Below are 15647 nucleotides of genomic sequence, written 5' to 3'. Positions count from 1 at the left end.
TCACGGCCATCTCTTGTTGGCGTAATTGATCGCTTCGCGGACATCCAGCGCGCGTGTGGAATTGCCGCTGCGCAGGTAGAAGACCGAAGCCCTGTTCTCTTCCATGTAGACGGCGCGGGGCGCAGGGCTGACAATCACCATGGCCACGTCCTTTCCCTCGACCCTTGAAAAGACCGTGTGGATGTAGGGACAGAGGTCGCCGCCGAGTGTTTTGGAGACGATGTCATTGACCGTGCGCTCGAAGGAATCGAGGTCGGGGCTTTTCAACGTTGCCAGATCCTTGTCGAGCCCGAGTGGTGTGCCGTTGTCATCGACGCCGATCAGAAGATGGCCCCCATCTGCGTTGAAGAAGCCTGCCAGGGTCTTGGCGATGACCTTTTCCAGCGACCTGTTGGTCCGGTTTTCGATCAGGTCCCAACGCAGCGAGGACTTGAATTCCACACGTCCGCTTTCGCCCTGTTTCAACAGGTCGGGAATCAGGGTGGTCTGTTCCTCGCGCAGAGACCGGTAGGCTTCGCTGGTGCGCATGTAGTTGCGGGTAAAAATGCCGAAGGCGAGGCCGACAACCGCACCGAGCGCTGCGTAGGCCGTCGCCACGTCCAGATGTCGGGGAAGCAGCACCAGCCACAGGCGGGCCATCAGAAATTCAAGAAGACTGGGCGCGGAGTCCGAGAACCGTGCCAGTTCCCACCAGACCACCAGCAGGTTCAGCGGGTGGATCACCAGGACCCCGACGATGGCCCCGACCGCGACATAGACTACCAGGAAGGGAAGCTTGAACGGGGAAAGTGCCATATCCGAAAATCCAAATGAAAACGCCGGTCGGAACCGGCGTCACTGTTAAGCCAAAACCCGCCCGCCGTCATCCCCGGCTGGCATCAGGTGTGCCGGGATGACGGTGAAGGCAGCGAAAAGCGTCAAGCTGCCGCAGGCAGGGCCGTTTCGACGAGTTTCACCCAATAGGAACATCCGACCGGGATCAGGTCGTCGTTGAAGTCGTAAGCGGGATGATGCAGGCCGGCACTGTCGCCGTTGCCGGCGAAGATGAACGCACCCGGGCGCTCTTCCAGCATGTACGAGAAATCCTCGCCGCCCATCATCGGGTCGATCTCGCGGTTGACCTTGCCGACCCCGGCAATGCCTTCGGCAACCGACGTCGCGAAATCGGTCTGTTCATCGTGGTTGACCGTGACCGGGTAGCCGCGCGTGAACTGCAGAACCGCCTTGGCGCCAAACGCATCGCCGACCGAGCTGACGATGGATTCCATCCGGGCCTGGGCAAGATCGCGCATTTCCGGGCTCAGCGTGCGTACCGTGCCGCGCAAGAGCACTTCCTGCGGAATGACGTTGAAGGCGTTGCCGCCCTGGAAAACAGTGACCGACACAACCACTGAATCGAGCGGATTGGCGTTGCGGCTGGCGATGGTCTGCAGCGCAGAGACCATCTGCGAGCCGATCACGATCGGATCGATGGTTTCGTGCGGCTTGGCGGCGTGGCCGCCCCGGCCGGTAATCACGATGCGGAATTCATCGGTCGCGGCCATGATCGGGCCCTTGCGGATGGCGAACTCGCCAACCGGAAGGCCCGGGAAATTGTGCATGCCGTAGACTTCCTCAATCGGCCAGCGGGTCAGAAGACCGTCTTCGATCATGGCCTTCGCGCCGGCACCACCTTCTTCAGCGGGCTGGAAAATCACGATAACGGTGCCGTCGAAGTTGCGAGTCTCGGCGAGATATTTCGCCGCACCCAGCAGCATGGCGGTGTGGCCGTCATGGCCGCAGGCGTGCATTTTGCCCGGGATCTTGGAGGCATATTCCTTGCCGGTGATTTCCTCGATCGGCAGCGCGTCCATGTCGGCACGCAGACCGATGGTCTTGCCTGCGCCACCGTTGCGTCCCTTGATCACTCCGACAACGCCCGTCTTGCCGATGCCCGTTGCAATTTCGTCGACACCGAAGCTCTGCAGCAGCTCGGAGACCTTTTCGGCGGTCCGCACCGTTTCGTATAGGATTTCGGGGTTTTCGTGAATGTCGCGGCGCCAGGCAGTGATCTCGTCGGCCAGATCCGCGAGGCGATTAACGATGGGCATGAAGGACTCCTAGAAACACGTCTGAACGGGAAAGCGCTTGAAGCTTGAAGGGTTAGGTTCCTAACCTATCGCAAGCTGCAAAAAGAGGAAGTGGAATTGCAGAAAAAGTTTTCCACCAGGCAGTCGATTGCAAGTCTGATCCGCCAGGGCATCATTTGGCGGATGATTTTTGCTCCAACCGGTATACGCGCGTGCGTTTGATCTCGCTGTCTTCCAGCGCACCGACCACCGGAACGCTGAAGGCAGCCAGTTCGCTCAAGCGAGCCGTCGGCAGGTAGGACCGGCCCGGGTCGCCGACATAAACCTCGATGCCGTTCGCCAGCAATCTGTCGAGGAAGGCCAGTACCTTGTCGGCCATGGGCTTGTCGTAAAAAACGTCACCGCAAAAGACGAGGTCGGCTTGTGGCGGCTCCGCGGCGGTGATGTCCGCAGTCTCTGTCGAGATTTCGACATCGTTCAGCGCGGCATTCAGCCGGGTTGCCGTGAGGGCGAAGGTGTCGATGTCGACCGCATGGCAGGACGCGGCTCCGGCCTTCATGGCGGCAATGCCGACAAGACCGGACCCGCAGGCAAAATCGACGACGCGCTTGCCTTTAACCAGGTCCGGCGTGTCGAGCACATAACGGGCAAGGCCTTGCCCGCCTGCCCAGGCAAAAGCCCAGAATGGTGGCGGCAGGCCGAGTTCGCCCAGTTCGTCTTCGGTCTTCTGCCAAAGATCCATGGCTTCGTCGGCCACATGCAGAAGGATTTCCTCCGCATGCGGCACAGGTTTGACCTTGGTTTCCTCGCGGATGAAGGCCACCGGATCCTTGATAAGAGCCATTCAGGGCAGGTTTCCTGACAAGAGGAAGTTACGCAGGCTCTTTCAGGCCGCCCATTTCACAGACGATTTTCCATTCCTCTTCCGTGACCGGCTGAACCGAAAGGCGCATGGAGGTGACCAGCGACATCTTGGCAAGGCGCGGCTCGGCTTTCACGTCGGCGAGGGTAACCGGCTTGGGCATGTCCCGAACGGCCTTGAAGTCCACGCATTCCCAGCGCGGGTCATCGATGGTGGTGTCGGGATGAATGTCGCTGCAGACTTCGACGATGCCCACGACTTCCTTGCCGATGTTCGAATGGTAGAAGAACGCCTTGTCGCCGATTTCCATGGCCCGCATGTTGTTGCGTGCCTGGTAATTCCGGATGCCGTCCCACTGCTCGCCCTTGTCGCCCCGGGCCTTCTGCTGTTCCCAGGACCATTTGTCAGGCTCGGACTTGATCAGCCAGTACTGCACTCAGTTTGCCTCCGGGTTTTTGACCGCCCAGTTCCAGGGGCGGATTTCGACGCTTTCGAACAGACCCGCACGGGCATAGGGATCTTCCTGGGAGATTGCCAGGATCTCGTCACGGTTGGACGCTTCGATGACGACCAGCGAGCCGGTCATGTTGCCGTCGTCGTCAAGAAACGGACCGGCGGCCTTGAGGCTGTCGCCAAGGCCTTTCAGGAAGTCGAGATGCGCGGCGCGGTTGTCGAGACGCGTCTGCAGGGCACCGGGCTTGTCGGTGCAGATCAGGGCATAGAGCATGAAAAAATCCCCGGGTTGGTCGAATCTGCGTCGAACGTAGGGCCGGGGCGGGGGAAACTCAATGGGGTTTTGTTTCAAGTGGATGTCATTGCACCAATCCCCTCAGAAGGGCCCTTCTGCGTATCTTCAGGGATAGGTGATACCTGGAACAAGCGTCGTTCTTTGAGACTGGCCTAAAGCCCTGTCGTTTCCGACTTCAGCGGGCGGGCCATCAGGGTGTTGAGGGCGTCATCGATGGTCAGGTTCTCGTCGATCATCTTGGCAACAGTGTCGCAGATGGGCACTTCGACATCATATTTGCTCGCCAGCTTCACGGCGACGCGGGCGGAATAGGCTCCCTCCGCCAGTTTACCGCCGGCCGAAATCAGCTCGGACGCCATGAACCCTTCGCCGAGCCTTAGCCCGAAGGAAAAATTGCGTGACTGGCTGGACGAGCAGGTGAGCACCAGATCGCCCAGACCGGAAAGGCCTGTCAGGGTTTCTCCCTGAGCGCCCATGGCGGTGCCGAGGCGGGACAGTTCGGCGAACCCGCGTGCGGTCAGGGCCGCCTGGGCGCTGGCGCCAAGCTTGCGGCCAACCACGGCGCCGCAGGCAATCGCAAGTACGTTCTTCAGGGCGCCACCGATCTGGGCTCCGAGGATATCGATGGAGGCATAGGGCCGGAAGCAGGGCGATTGCAGGGCTTCGCACAGGCTCAACGCCGACTTCGCGGAATTGGCGGCGACAGTCACTGCCGTCGGCAGGCCCTTGGCGACATCGTCAGCAAAGCTCGGGCCGGACAGGACGCCGGGTTCGATGCCGGGCAGTTCCTCGCTCATGACCTTGGACAGGAGCTTGCCGGAGGACTGTTCGATCCCCTTGGCGCACAGGACCACAGGTCCGCGCACCTTGCCGGTCTGTTTCAGGGCAGCCAGCATGGCGCGGGTGGTCTGGGCCGGTGTCACCAGCAAGATGGCATCGGCATCGGCGATCTCGTCCAGCGAGGAGGTTGCGTCCAAATCCTCATCGAAGGTGATCCCCGGCAGATAGCGCGGGTTCTGCCGGCGGACCCGGATATCGGAAACCGTGCCGGGATCGCGCGCCCAAAGGCGCACTTCTCGGCCGGCACGTGCCGCGGTCAGGGCCAGGGCCGTGCCCCACGCACCTCCGCCAACGACGCCGATAGACCTAATGGCGCCCATTGCTCTGCCTTTCCACGCGCGTCCGTAATGTTTCAAGCTGCGCTCCAAACCCTTCAAAAAAGCGGGCCTCGGTCGGCGCATCCATGGTGAACAGGTCAATCCAGAACAGACGGAACCTTATCGGAGGCCCGCCTGCATTCGGTGACGTTTCGAAATGTTCCCATTCACTCGCGGGCTTTTCACGAATACGGCCGTGAAAATGCCGCCGGCGATGCAAGCCGTCGAGACAACGTGGAACATCTTTGAAGAAATGGTCCTGGTCGGCGAACGATTCGAGCGCGATATCCAACGAAAGTCCTGTCTCCTCGGCAAATTCTCTCCTGGCTGCCTGCAGATAGCTCTCGCCGGGGTCAAGCGTTCCACCGGGAACCTGAATTTCGGCATTGGGGAAATCCGGTTCCTCAAACACAAGAAGCTCTGTTCCGCAGGTCAGATAAACATAGGCCTTCTGGTAGATCAGCACCGGCAGATCCTCGAAAAACGGTTGTTTATGCCGCCTTGGCGACAGAGGCGACGCGCTCACGCAGGGCATTCAGGGGCGCGCCGAAGGCGGCGAAGAAGTTTTCCTCGTTGCGGACCCTGTCCCCAAAGAGGTCGACCCAGAAAAAGCGGTAGCGAATCGGATCACCACCGCTGCTGGGATGCATTTCGTAATGTTCCCACTCGGTGTCGGGCCGGGAGGCGAGCCGAACGTGATAATTGCGCCGGATGTGCCGGCCGCGCAGAGGCCGATCCGGATGCGGCCGGTACTGACCAACGGGCGGGATCGTCTCGAAGGGAATATCCTGGGCGAAGAACTGGTCGAAAGCCACATCCAGCTCGAGACCGGTTTCCTCGGTGAATTCCCGCATGGCGCCATGCAGGAAGCTTTCCCCAGGATCGATTGTTCCACCAGGCACCTGAAGGCCGAGCCAGGGCGTGTCCGGTTCATCAAAGACCAGAAGGTCCGTGCCGCAGGTCAGATAGACATAGGCCTTGTGGTAGACGCGCATCTTTCAAAACAGTCCTTGTTGGAAGGCTGAAGTTTCCTAACAGGGTCTTTGGCCGCGCAAAAGGGTCGGCGCCTGTTCGGGCGACGTTTTATTGGACTGCTGCCTAAACCTTGGCGCCCTTTTTGCCCGCGCCGAGCACGCCGGCATTGGCCGCATCAAGCGGCCAGCGCGGGCGCGGCGACAGGCCCATGTCGTCAACAGGCCCCTGCTGCAGCCGTTCGATGCCGGCCCAGGCGATCATTGCGGCATTGTCGGTGCAAAGGCTCAGCGGCGGGGCAATGAAGCGGGCGTCCGCCTCTTCTGCCGCGGCCAGAAGGCTGTTGCGGATTTCCTGGTTTGCCGCGACGCCACCGGCCACGACAATTGCGGGTTTGACGCCCGGATGGCGCGTCCGGAAGAGGTCGAGTGCCGTGCGGGTGCGGGCCGACAATACATCGGAAACAGACCGCTGGAAGGCGGCGCAAAGGTCGGCAATCGTCTGCTCGTCAACGGGTTCCAGCTTTTTCGCCTGGGTTCGAAGAGCTGTCTTCAGCCCGGCAAAGGACATATCGAGGCCAGGCCGGTCGAGTAGCGGGCGCGGCAGGCGGAAGCGGGTGACATCTCCCCGTGCAGCCATCTTCTCTACATGCGGGCCACCGGGATAGGGCAGGCCCAGCAGCTTGGCGGTCTTGTCGAAGGCTTCGCCGATGGCATCGTCGATGGTCGTGCCGAGGCGTTCATAGTCGCCGACCCCGCGCACCAGCAGAAACTGGCTGTGGCCGCCGGAAACCAGCAGCAGGAGGAACGGGAATTCGAGGTCGTCGGTCAGGCGCGCGGTCAGGGCGTGACCTTCCAGGTGATTGACGCCGACAATCGGCTTGCCTGCAGCCATGGCAATGGCCTTGGCGGTCATGAAGCCGACGATGACCCCGCCGATCAGACCCGGCCCCGCGGTGGCGGCAATGGCGTCGATATCGTCCCAGCCGCAACCGGCTTCGTCCATGGCTTCCGCGACGATCCTGTCGAGAATCTCGATATGGGCGCGGGCAGCGATTTCCGGTACCACGCCGCCGAATTCTGTGTGCTCGTCGATCTGCGACCGGATCGTGTTGGACAGGATTTTCTTGTGTGAAGGTCCGCACACCACCGCCGCTGCCGTCTCGTCGCAGCTGGTTTCAATGCCCAGAACCGTCAGATTGGTCGCATTGTCATCTGTTTTGACTGAGGTCATTGGTCTAAATGCGGTGGCCTGTGTTAGGACATCCGAAAAGATATAAATCGGTGCCCGTCATTTCTGCCGGGCGTAGCATCTGGACGGTAAACCTTGCAATCAAATCCTTTGCGTATCGGAACAAGGGGCAGCGCGCTGGCGCTGGCACAGGCCCATGAAACCCGCGACCGGCTGATGGCGGCCCACGGTCTGACCGAAGACGCGTTCGAGATCGTGGTCATCAAGACATCCGGCGACAGGATCCAGGACAGGCCGCTGTCCGAAGTCGGCGGCAAGGGGCTGTTCACGAAGGAAATCGAGGAAGCGCTTCTGGACGGGCGTATCGATCTTGCCGTTCATTCGTCCAAGGACATGCCGACGGTTCTACCGGATGGACTGGCGCTGACCGCCTTCCTGCCGCGCGAGGATGTGCGCGACGCTTTCCTGTCGCCCAAGGCAAAGACCCTGACCGACCTGCCCCAGGGGGCCGTCGTCGGGTCCAGCTCACTGCGCCGCCAGGCGATGATCAAGCGGCTGCGCCCCGACATCGAAGTGGTGATGTATCGCGGTAACCTGCAGACCCGCTTGCGCAAGCTGGCGGACGGCGAGGTGGACGCAACGCTTCTGGCGGCGGCCGGTCTGCGCCGGCTGGGCCTCGAAGCGGAGATCACCAGCCTTCTGGAAACCAGCGAGTTTCTGCCGGCAGTCGGGCAAGGTGCGATCTGCATCGAAAGCCGGGAGGGTGACACGGCAACCCTTCAGATGCTGTCAGCAATTCATGACGAGACAACCCAGACCCGCCTTGATGCCGAGCGGAGCTTTCTTGCGGTTCTGGACGGATCGTGCCGCACGCCAATCGGCGGTCTTGCGACGCTCGAGGGCGATACGCTCCACTTCAAGGGCATCGTGCTGAAGCCGGATGGATCGGAAGCCCATGAAGCTTCGGCCAGCGGGGTGAAGGCAGATGCCGTGCAGATCGGCCGATCGGTCGGGGAAGATCTGAAATCCTGCATGGGGCCGGACTTCATGACGGGAGCCTGATCCGGTCATGCGCTTTCTGGTGACGCGTCCTCAACCGGATTGCCGGAGAACCGCAGAAAAACTGCGGGCCCTGGGGCATGGTGCCGAAGAGGCCCCCGTGCTGAAGACTGTCGAGGCACGGGATGCGGCGGCCATCCGGTTTGAGGGCGTGTCGGCATTGGCCTTTTCCAGCCGGCGGGCGGTTGCCATTCTTTCGGCGCACAGCCAGTTCGACACCTTTCGGAATTTGCCGGTCTTCACGGTTGGCGACGCAACCGCGCTTGCCTGCCGGGAGGCGGGGTTCTCACGGGTCCAATCGGCCAGCGGCAACGTCAGTGCTCTGGCGCAACTGATTCTCGATAAACGAAGCGGTTTGCTTTCCGGCGACGTGCTTTATCCCGCGGCAGAGGACCGAGCCGGGGATCTGGAAGGGCTTCTCGCCGCAGGCGGCGTCTCCTGCCGAACCGTCGTGGTCTACCGCATGGACGCGGTGGAGCATTTGCCCGTCGCCGTGGTGGAGGGCCTGAGCAGCCATGCCTTTGACGGTGTACTCATTTATTCCAGACGTACGGCCGAGGCTTTTCTGGCGCTGGTGCGCAGCCACGGTCTCGACCATATTTTGTCCGGTTTGCCTGTCTATGCCCTTTCGCGGCAGTCGGCCGAGCCCATATCCAGGGTAAGCCGCGTGCGCGTTGCGGCTGAGCCGAATGAAACCTTCTTGCTGGATCTGGCGTTAACACAGTGTTAACCGGATCCGGTGGAGTCGTTCTATTGCAGCGCGCAAAAGTCTTTGCTGTAGCGGTACCGCTTCGCAAAGAGGTGTGTATAGTGAAGGTCTTGGGACCGGCAGGGTTCAGGAGGAGATGAGATGACGACGGACAAGAAATCCCCGGGCGGGACATCCTCATCGGGCAGTGGCAGCGCCAGCGGCAAGGACAAGCCCGGCAGCAGCACCCCGTCTTCCTCCGGCAGCGGCAAGCGGCCGGTGACGATAGATCTGACCGCGGAAAAGGTCGGCGCCAAACAGGCGGACACGAAGCCTGACACAAAGCCGGCCTCCGGGGTGTCGTCGGGATCGGCGTCCAGCAGCACGTCTGCCGGTGCCTCCAAGCCTGGCGTTACTGGCAGCACCTCGGCGTCCGGCAGTCCGTCTTCCTCCGGCAGCACTTCGTCGTCAGGGAGCGCCGGCAGTTCCGGCAGTTCCGGTAGTTCAGGCAGTGCATCGTCGCCTTTCTCGTCCAAGCCGACGTCGTCTTCGACCGGAAGTGCTTCTACCTCGACATCTTCCACCGCTGCCGGGTCTTCCACCGCCGGCAAGCCTTCGGGCACCAGCGCCAGCACCGGCGCGTCGTCGTCAGCAGCAAGCAAACCGGCGTCTCCGGCAAGCTCATCAACCTCTTCCGCCAGCCAGCCTGGAAAGTCTTCGACAAGCAGCAGCTCCGGGCCGGGTGGGTCATCGAGCAGCTTTTCCAATCCACCTGCCGCTCAAGACCGCGGCGGCGTCGGCGCCTTCGGCGTTCTGCTTTCAGCGGTTATTGGCGGCATACTCGTGGTCGGCGGGGGCTTCGGTCTCTATCAGGCCGGGCTCATCAAATTGTCGCCGGAGCCGAACCAGCAGGTGACAAGTGCGCTCAGCGCGGCGGAAAGCAAGATCTCCGACCTGGAGAAAAAACTCGGCGACGTGACGTCTTCGATTTCCAGCCAGAACAGCTCCAGCGACCTTTCGGAACTGGAGAGCAAGGTCTCCTCGCTTGAGGCCAAGCTGCAGGATTCGTCATCGTCCGATCTCAGTGCCACGGTCGATGCCCTGAAAAAGGACGTCGAAGGACTGCGCAACACCGTAGCTTCTGCAGGCGGCGGCAGCAGCACGGGCGAAGGCGTGCCGGCTGATCTTCAACCGCTGGAAAACCGTGTGGCCGCGCTGGAAGACAACCTCAAGAGCGGCAGCCAGGTTGATCTGGCACCACTTGAGACACGCCTTGCCAAGCTGGAAACCTCAGCCAGCTCGACCTCTTCCGAAGCCGACAAGCTTTCCGGGTCCGTTACAGGGCTCGAAGGCCAGCTTTCGGATCTGAAGTCGACGATTTCGGATGTGGAAACCCGTCTTTCCAACACAGAAGCAACCGCGAAAGCGGCGCAGACCGCCGTTTCGACGTCGGATGTGTCGCTGAAAACCCTTGCCGACAGTCAGGCGCGGGCCACCGACACCCTGTCTTCGCTCGCAGCCGACATCAAGTCCGTCGGGGCGGCCAACAAGGCGGCCCTGGAAGGCTTGCGCTCCGAACTCGATTCGATTTCCTCACGCCTTGCCGCTGTCGAGGCGACCATGGGCGATGCCACCGCGCGAGAAGTTGCTGCACGGGCGCTTTCCGTTTCCGCGCTGAAGTCTGCTGTCGATTCCGGACGTCCCTATGAAACCGAACTGGCCGCCGTGAAGGCTGGCCTGCCGGGCGATCTCGACCTGTCTGCGCTGGAAGCCAATGCCAAGACAGGTGTTGAACCGGTGCCGGTGCTGATTGCACAGTTTCCGCCGGTCGCACGTTCGATCTACCAGACCTTTTCCGAACCGGACCGTTCCGGCGATATGCTCGACAGCCTGGTATCCAGCGCGCAATCGCTTTTCACCGTTCGCCGGTCTGGCTCGGGGGAAGGCGATGGCCCTGCTGCTGCCCTGCAGCGCATGGAAAATGCCGTCAACAAGGGTGATCTGAAAAAGGCGCTTGTCGCCTACAAGGATCTGCCGGAACAGGCGCAGGCCGCAGGTGCCGACTGGGCAACCCGCGCCGAAGCCCGTGTCGAGGTTGATGACCTCACGAACAAGGCGTCGCAGGAAGTACTTAATGCGCTTGCTGCGAAGGATAGTTGAATGCAGGCCGGCCCACTTGCCCGCCCGTCAATGGAACCAAGTGCCGGTAGGAGCCGGCCGTCGCAGGGAGCGAACTGAATGATCCGCGTTCTGGTCTTTTTCGCGCTGTTGTTTGCCGTTGCCCTGGGCTTTGCCTGGATGGCGGACCTGCCCGGAACAATCCAGATTTCCTGGCCAGTTTATGAAAACGGTCAGCAGGTCGGGACGGACATCTGGGAGCAGTCGCCTGTCATCGTCGGCCTTGCCGCCGCTGTATTCCTGGCAGTCTTCCTGGTCGTTGTCTGGGCGATCCGCGTGGTTCTGAAATCACCGCAGATTGCCAGCCGTTTCTTTCGGCGCCGCCGGAAAGATAATGGTTACAACGCACTGTCTCAGGGCCTGATCGCGCTGGGAACGGGCAATGCCAAACTGGCACGCCGTTACGCGCTGGATGCCGACAAGCTGTTGAACGATGAACCCGCCGCAAAACTGCTGCTGGCGCAGACGGCGCAGCTTGCAGGCAAGGACGACGAGGCCCGCCAGCGGTTCGAAGCGATGCTGGAAGACCCCGCCACCAAGGCCCTTGGTCTGCACGGCCTGTTTGTGGAGGCCGAGCGGCACAGGGAGCCGGTTGCCGCACGCCACTACGCGGAAGAAGCTGCCAAGACCTCGCCGGGCCTGGAATGGGCCGGCAAGGCCGTGCTCGGATATCAGGCGGTTGCTCATCATTGGGACGAAGCGCTCAAGACGCTGGAGCGCAATTACGCCGCCAAGATGCTCGACAAGAAAACCTACCGGCGTCAGCGCGCTGTCATTCTGACAGCTCTCGCCATGAAGCTTGAGGACGGCGAGCCGGAGCGGGCCTATTCGCTGGCCAAGGAAGCTCACGGACTGGCGCTCGATCTTGTGCCGGCAGCCGTGCTGACCTCGCGTCTGGCAACGCGCCGGGGCGATATCCGCAAGGCGTCAAAGGTGCTGGAAGCCACGTGGCGTCTGTTCCCGCATCCGGATCTGGCGGAAACCTATGCCCATGTCCGCACCGGCGATTCGGCCGTCGACCGGCTGAAGCGGGTGAAATCGCTGTCTGCTCAGCGAGCCAATACCGCCGAAGGCGCGCTGGCCATTGCCCGCGCCGCCATGGAGGCGCGCGAATTCGAGGAAGCGCGCCAGCAGTTGAAAAAGGTGCTGCAGTCCGAACCGACTCGTCAGGCGTTCCTGCTGATGGCGGAAGTGGAGGAAGCAGAACACGGCGACAAGGGCCGCATGCGCGACTGGCTGTCCCGTGCCGTCAGTGCGCCGCTGGACAAGGTCTGGATGGCGGACGGGATCATTTCCGCCGAATGGCAGCCGGTTTCACCGGTTACGGGCAAGCTCGACGCGTTCCAGTGGGCAACGCCGGGCAGCCTGACGGATGAAGACGGTCCTCTGCTTGAGGACAGCCTGTTCGATGCACCGGCCCTGCCGTCCGCCACTGCTGCCGAACCGGTTCCGCCGGTCGCAGACGCGGATGACAACGCCGTGGTTCTGGAAGTGGAGCCCGTTACCAAGTCCGCCGATCCGAAGCGTCCTGAGCCCAAGAGCGATGAGACCAAGGCCGCTGGGGCGACCTCTGAGAAGACAACCGTGCCGGTTGGCAAACAAGGCTATGAGGGCACGACGGACGACGTCAAGTTCACCCCGGCCTTGACGGACCTGCCCGACGCCGAAGGCGCAACAGCCGCGCCGAAGAAAGAGGCAAAGCCCGAAGCAGCTCCTGCCAAGGCGGATGCTGAGCCGGTGGCCGCGGCCAAACCATCTTCCGAGGCCGGCGAAGACGCCAGCAAGGCTGAAGGCGGGAGCGGTTCGGAGAAATCATCCAAGGCAGATGCCAAGGCTGAGGACGCTTCCAGGAACGCCGAGGCGAAGGCCGGCGATGCAAAACCAGGCGATTCGAAGTCTGGTGATGCTAAGTCGGGCGAAGCGAAATCCGGAAGCTCCAAAGGAAACCTCAATGGGCCGATCGAGTTTCCCCTGTCGCGGATGCCGGACGATCCGGGCCCGGACGAGGACGAAGACAGTGAGTCGACCAAGACCCCGCGTCCGCGCTTTTTCAACTGAGTGCTTGCGGCTGTCAGGACTGGAAAACGTCGTTGGGCGGCTATTTGCCGGGTCTTGCGAAAAGGGAAGATGTGATCTTCCAGAAAGAACCGGTTTTAGCCTCTTGCATCTGACGCCAAGCTCCGGTAATTAGCGGCGCACTCGGGCATGGCCTGAGTGTCCGCGCCAAATCGCGCGACGCCCGGCACTTGCCGGAAAATGCCGCTGTAGCTCAGATGGTAGAGCACGTCATTCGTAATGATGGGGTCGTAGGTTCGAGTCCTATCAGCGGCACCACTTTCCAAGAGTTCAGAAAAGTTCAGCCGGATATCTGAGGCAAGACAGAGCCTCTGGCCCCCGCTGCTTTTTGCTTGGCTTTTTCAGACTGAATTTACGCAAGTTCAAACCGTTGCAGGCAGCATGAAGCGAGCCGGTGCTTTTGCGACCTTAATGAGGAACGCACTGTACGGCCTGTGTCATGTCATCCCGTGGTCGGGTACGGGGCGACACTCAGCCCAGACATATCAAACGTCTTCCGTAGCTGGAGAACCATTTTCAAGTAATATGTAAAAGAAATCTGGGTGCGGTTTAAGATGGGGTGCGCGGCTTTATAAAATCGCTGGTTGTTGTCTACCTGACAATTTTAAGTAACCGAAAATATACAAATGTTTGTTTATTGTGCGCACATCTTCCGATTGGCGTCAGAAATTGATGCGGGCGCCGCACAAAGGTGATGAGACGTGCTGCATAAAATGATCCGTATTCTTGTCGCTGATGATAGCGGCGTCGCGCGCGAAGTCATCAACAACGGCATCGCCGTTCACCGGGCCAAGCGCTACATCGAGATAGACAATGTCGACAACGGCCGCTCCGCCGTCGAGGTTCTGAAGAAAAAGCAGATCGACATGGCGTTTATCGACATCAACATGCCCGGGTTGAATGGCCCGGAAGTGATCGCCGCGATGCGCGAGACAAAGTCGACCGAGTGCCTGACTGTTGCAATTTCAAGCGACCTCGACGACCGCAACGCCAACACGCTGAAGAAATTCGGGGCTTATCATTTCCTGAAAAAGCCGTTCAATCAGTCAGAGGTCTCGGAAATCATCGCCACCTACATGACGATGACAACCACCTATCCGATCCTGATCGTCGATGACAGCGCAACCATGCGCAAACTGACGCGCAAGGTTCTGGAGGCCAGCCGGTTCGACTTCGAGATTTCGGAGGCCGACAGTGCGGCGGCCGCCCTTCGCACCCTGTCATCAGGCAAATTCCGGGTAGTGCTCACGGATTTCCACATGCCGGATGTCGATGGTCTCGAGCTTGCGGGGTCGATCCGGGATCTTTCCAGCAGGATCGGCATCTACATGATGTCGACCAACGACACGACCTACCTTGAGCGGTCTGCCGCCTTCGTCGGAATAAACGGTTTTCTGAAAAAGCCGTTCTCCGCGCAGGACATCGACACGCTCATGCACAAGTTCCTGGAACTGGACACGCCAAAATTCGGCAAGGTGCGCGACATGTTCAGCTTCATGGAACGTGATCGCAAGGCCTCCTGAGTGTCGTCCAGCAGGCTGGTATAGCGTGCTCATACCTCGTTTTCGTGGGTGCAAGCCGCCAGTTTATGGAAGACAAGACTGGATAGTTTGTCAGGATTCTTGATTTAGCCTGCTTCAGTTGATTCAATGACAGAATCAGAAGTTCCTCCCAGTTCGTATCGGTTCCACTGGCTGAATGCATGGAGAGCGGTGTGGGCAAAACAGCAAAATTGGAATTACTACGCCGGATACTGCCTCTCGGTCTGTGTGTACTCGGTATTGTCGGCGGGTATTTTTTCATATCGGTGCTCAGCAGCCTGCTCTGCATCATCGCCGCCGCCGGGATCTATGCCGCCTTGCCGCGGCCGAACGTGCCGTCCGGTTCCGTCAAGCCGGTGTGCCATCCGCCCGTTCTCGTGCTGGATGCGGTCGGCTTTGCTTTCGGCGCCGTTTTCTTTTCCATTGCGTTCATCGGCATGGCCGACTGGGCTGGCGGCGCAGCGCTGATTGCGCTTCTCTGTCTTATCCCTGCTTCGATTGCGCCGCTGCTGTTCACCGTCTCCGCGCGGCAGGAAACGTCCTGGGTCCGCTTCTTCAGCAACGGGTTCGAGTTCACCCAGTTCGGACGACGCGTCCGGGTGATGTATGAGGATCTGAAGAAGATCGACATCCGCCTCTGGCAGGCCTCTGGCTGGGCGGCCTGGTTCCAGTCCACCATCGGTTCAATCGGTCCAAGATCCGCCGTTCTGCTCAACGGAGCGGAGACTACGACGACGCTGGTTTTCAAACGGCAGGACGGCGCAACCTTCACCATTTCTTCCGAACTGGTTCCGGACCTGCAGCGCGTGCTGATCAACATCGACAGGGCCGGCATGGAGCTGCCCGACGGGATCAGCGAATATCAGCGCAAGAAGATCCGCCAGCGGCGCGAACGCATGTATGGCGGTCCCGAGCTGGAACCTCCGCAGTCGGAAGAGAAGGAAGTCGCCCGTATCGCGGCCCTGATCGAGCACGCAAGGCGCAGTACCGGGCGTTGATGCTGGGTTTTTGTTATCAGCTATCTGGTGAAGCTCACCGCAAATTCACCCTCATGCTAAGGAGGACCGTCAGGTCCGTCTCGAAGCATGGGCCGCTTGTTCTGTGTG

The 15647-nt window shown here is 60.8% G+C and carries 16 protein-coding genes and 1 tRNA gene; 7 read left to right on the top strand and 10 right to left on the bottom strand.

Annotated features, from left to right (window positions below; genetic code table 11):
- The 9 genes from AC2A6O_RS08410 to tsaD form a co-directional block, all read right to left on the bottom strand.
- Window positions 1–795 (bottom strand): AlbA family DNA-binding domain-containing protein, encoded by a 795-nt coding sequence (locus AC2A6O_RS08410; protein WP_498926445.1) that lies wholly within the window; start codon window positions 793–795, stop codon window positions 1–3.
- A gap of 122 nt (window positions 796–917) precedes the next feature.
- Window positions 918–2090 carry a M20 aminoacylase family protein gene (locus AC2A6O_RS08405; RefSeq protein WP_148583567.1) on the bottom strand — a complete coding sequence of 391 codons (1173 nt, stop codon included), beginning with the start codon at window positions 2088–2090 and terminating at the stop codon, window positions 918–920.
- 151 nt (window positions 2091–2241) lie between these two features.
- On the bottom strand, window positions 2242–2913 hold the full coding sequence (locus AC2A6O_RS08400; protein WP_498926444.1) for a class I SAM-dependent methyltransferase: 672 nt from the start codon (window positions 2911–2913) through the stop codon (window positions 2242–2244).
- 28 nt (window positions 2914–2941) lie between these two features.
- On the bottom strand, window positions 2942–3367 hold the full coding sequence (locus AC2A6O_RS08395; protein ID WP_023002897.1) for an EVE domain-containing protein: 426 nt from the start codon (window positions 3365–3367) through the stop codon (window positions 2942–2944).
- Window positions 3368–3658 (bottom strand): YciI-like protein, encoded by a 291-nt coding sequence (locus AC2A6O_RS08390; protein WP_148583565.1) that lies wholly within the window; start codon window positions 3656–3658, stop codon window positions 3368–3370.
- Between the two features lie 173 nt (window positions 3659–3831).
- On the bottom strand, window positions 3832–4839 hold the full coding sequence (locus AC2A6O_RS08385) for an NAD(P)H-dependent glycerol-3-phosphate dehydrogenase (protein WP_148583564.1): 1008 nt from the start codon (window positions 4837–4839) through the stop codon (window positions 3832–3834).
- Window positions 4826–5302, bottom strand: a complete 477-nt coding sequence (locus AC2A6O_RS08380) for an NUDIX hydrolase (RefSeq protein ID WP_162855006.1) — start codon at window positions 5300–5302, stop codon at window positions 4826–4828. The genes AC2A6O_RS08385 and AC2A6O_RS08380 overlap by 14 nt, the downstream gene beginning before the upstream one ends.
- Before the next feature lie 25 nt (window positions 5303–5327).
- On the bottom strand, window positions 5328–5831 hold the full coding sequence (locus AC2A6O_RS08375) for an NUDIX hydrolase (protein ID WP_498926443.1): 504 nt from the start codon (window positions 5829–5831) through the stop codon (window positions 5328–5330).
- A gap of 103 nt (window positions 5832–5934) precedes the next feature.
- Window positions 5935–7041 carry a tRNA (adenosine(37)-N6)-threonylcarbamoyltransferase complex transferase subunit TsaD gene (gene tsaD / locus AC2A6O_RS08370; RefSeq protein ID WP_498926442.1) on the bottom strand — a complete coding sequence of 369 codons (1107 nt, stop codon included), beginning with the start codon at window positions 7039–7041 and terminating at the stop codon, window positions 5935–5937.
- Window positions 7042–7134: 93 nt separating this feature from the next.
- Here tsaD and hemC point away from each other — a divergent pair, with 93 nt between their 5' ends.
- A complete protein-coding gene (gene hemC, locus AC2A6O_RS08365) occupies window positions 7135–8061 on the top strand; it encodes a hydroxymethylbilane synthase (RefSeq protein ID WP_498926441.1) in 927 nt (308 codons plus the stop codon).
- Window positions 8062–8068: 7 nt separating this feature from the next.
- Window positions 8069–8788 (top strand): uroporphyrinogen-III synthase, encoded by a 720-nt coding sequence (locus tag AC2A6O_RS08360; protein ID WP_498926440.1) that lies wholly within the window; start codon window positions 8069–8071, stop codon window positions 8786–8788.
- A gap of 20 nt (window positions 8789–8808) precedes the next feature.
- Here the strand turns inward: AC2A6O_RS08360 and AC2A6O_RS08355 are convergent, their stop codons facing one another.
- Entirely contained in the window at window positions 8809–9513 is a 705-nt protein-coding gene (locus AC2A6O_RS08355) for a hypothetical protein (protein ID WP_498926439.1), read from the bottom strand.
- 76 nt (window positions 9514–9589) lie between these two features.
- Here AC2A6O_RS08355 and AC2A6O_RS08350 point away from each other — a divergent pair, with 76 nt between their 5' ends.
- The 5 genes from AC2A6O_RS08350 to AC2A6O_RS08330 all read left to right on the top strand — a co-directional run bounded on the left by AC2A6O_RS08350 (window position 9590) and on the right by AC2A6O_RS08330 (window position 15539).
- On the top strand, window positions 9590–10906 hold the full coding sequence (locus AC2A6O_RS08350) for a COG4223 family protein (protein WP_498926438.1): 1317 nt from the start codon (window positions 9590–9592) through the stop codon (window positions 10904–10906).
- Window positions 10907–10984: 78 nt separating this feature from the next.
- Window positions 10985–12982: a heme biosynthesis protein HemY gene (locus tag AC2A6O_RS08345; protein ID WP_498926437.1), complete on the top strand. Its 1998-nt coding sequence runs from the start codon at window positions 10985–10987 to the stop codon at window positions 12980–12982.
- 200 nt (window positions 12983–13182) lie between these two features.
- Window positions 13183–13258 (top strand) — tRNA-Thr (locus tag AC2A6O_RS08340).
- Window positions 13259–13701: 443 nt separating this feature from the next.
- A complete protein-coding gene (locus AC2A6O_RS08335) occupies window positions 13702–14523 on the top strand; it encodes a response regulator (protein WP_209001022.1) in 822 nt (273 codons plus the stop codon).
- 209 nt (window positions 14524–14732) lie between these two features.
- Window positions 14733–15539, top strand: coding sequence for a hypothetical protein (locus AC2A6O_RS08330; RefSeq protein WP_498926436.1), 807 nt, complete (start codon window positions 14733–14735; stop codon window positions 15537–15539).
- Window positions 15540–15647 lie beyond the last annotated feature (108 nt).

It is taken from the genome of Labrenzia sp. ATLA3 (assembly GCF_057180185.1).
The sequence above is the reverse complement of the archived record's forward strand: the minus strand, read 5'-3'. Positions and strand labels throughout refer to the sequence as shown.

Bases quoted from the DNA above. Each gene is read 5' to 3' on its own strand.
- AC2A6O_RS08410 (WP_498926445.1), bottom strand. From the start codon at position 795: ATGGCACTTTCCCCGTTCAAGCTTCCCTTCCTGGTAGTCTATGTCGCG.
- AC2A6O_RS08405 (WP_148583567.1), bottom strand. From the start codon at position 2,090: ATGCCCATCGTTAATCGCCTCGCGGATCTGGCCGACGAGATCACTGCC.
- AC2A6O_RS08400 (WP_498926444.1), bottom strand. From the start codon at position 2,913: ATGGCTCTTATCAAGGATCCGGTGGCCTTCATCCGCGAGGAAACCAAG.
- AC2A6O_RS08390 (WP_148583565.1), bottom strand. From the start codon at position 3,658: ATGCTCTATGCCCTGATCTGCACCGACAAGCCCGGTGCCCTGCAGACG.
- AC2A6O_RS08385 (WP_148583564.1), bottom strand. From the start codon at position 4,839: ATGGGCGCCATTAGGTCTATCGGCGTCGTTGGCGGAGGTGCGTGGGGC.
- AC2A6O_RS08375 (WP_498926443.1), bottom strand. From the start codon at position 5,831: ATGCGCGTCTACCACAAGGCCTATGTCTATCTGACCTGCGGCACGGAC.
- tsaD (WP_498926442.1), bottom strand. From the start codon at position 7,041: ATGACCTCAGTCAAAACAGATGACAATGCGACCAATCTGACGGTTCTG.
- AC2A6O_RS08360 (WP_498926440.1), top strand. From the start codon at position 8,069: ATGCGCTTTCTGGTGACGCGTCCTCAACCGGATTGCCGGAGAACCGCA.
- AC2A6O_RS08345 (WP_498926437.1), top strand. From the start codon at position 10,985: ATGATCCGCGTTCTGGTCTTTTTCGCGCTGTTGTTTGCCGTTGCCCTG.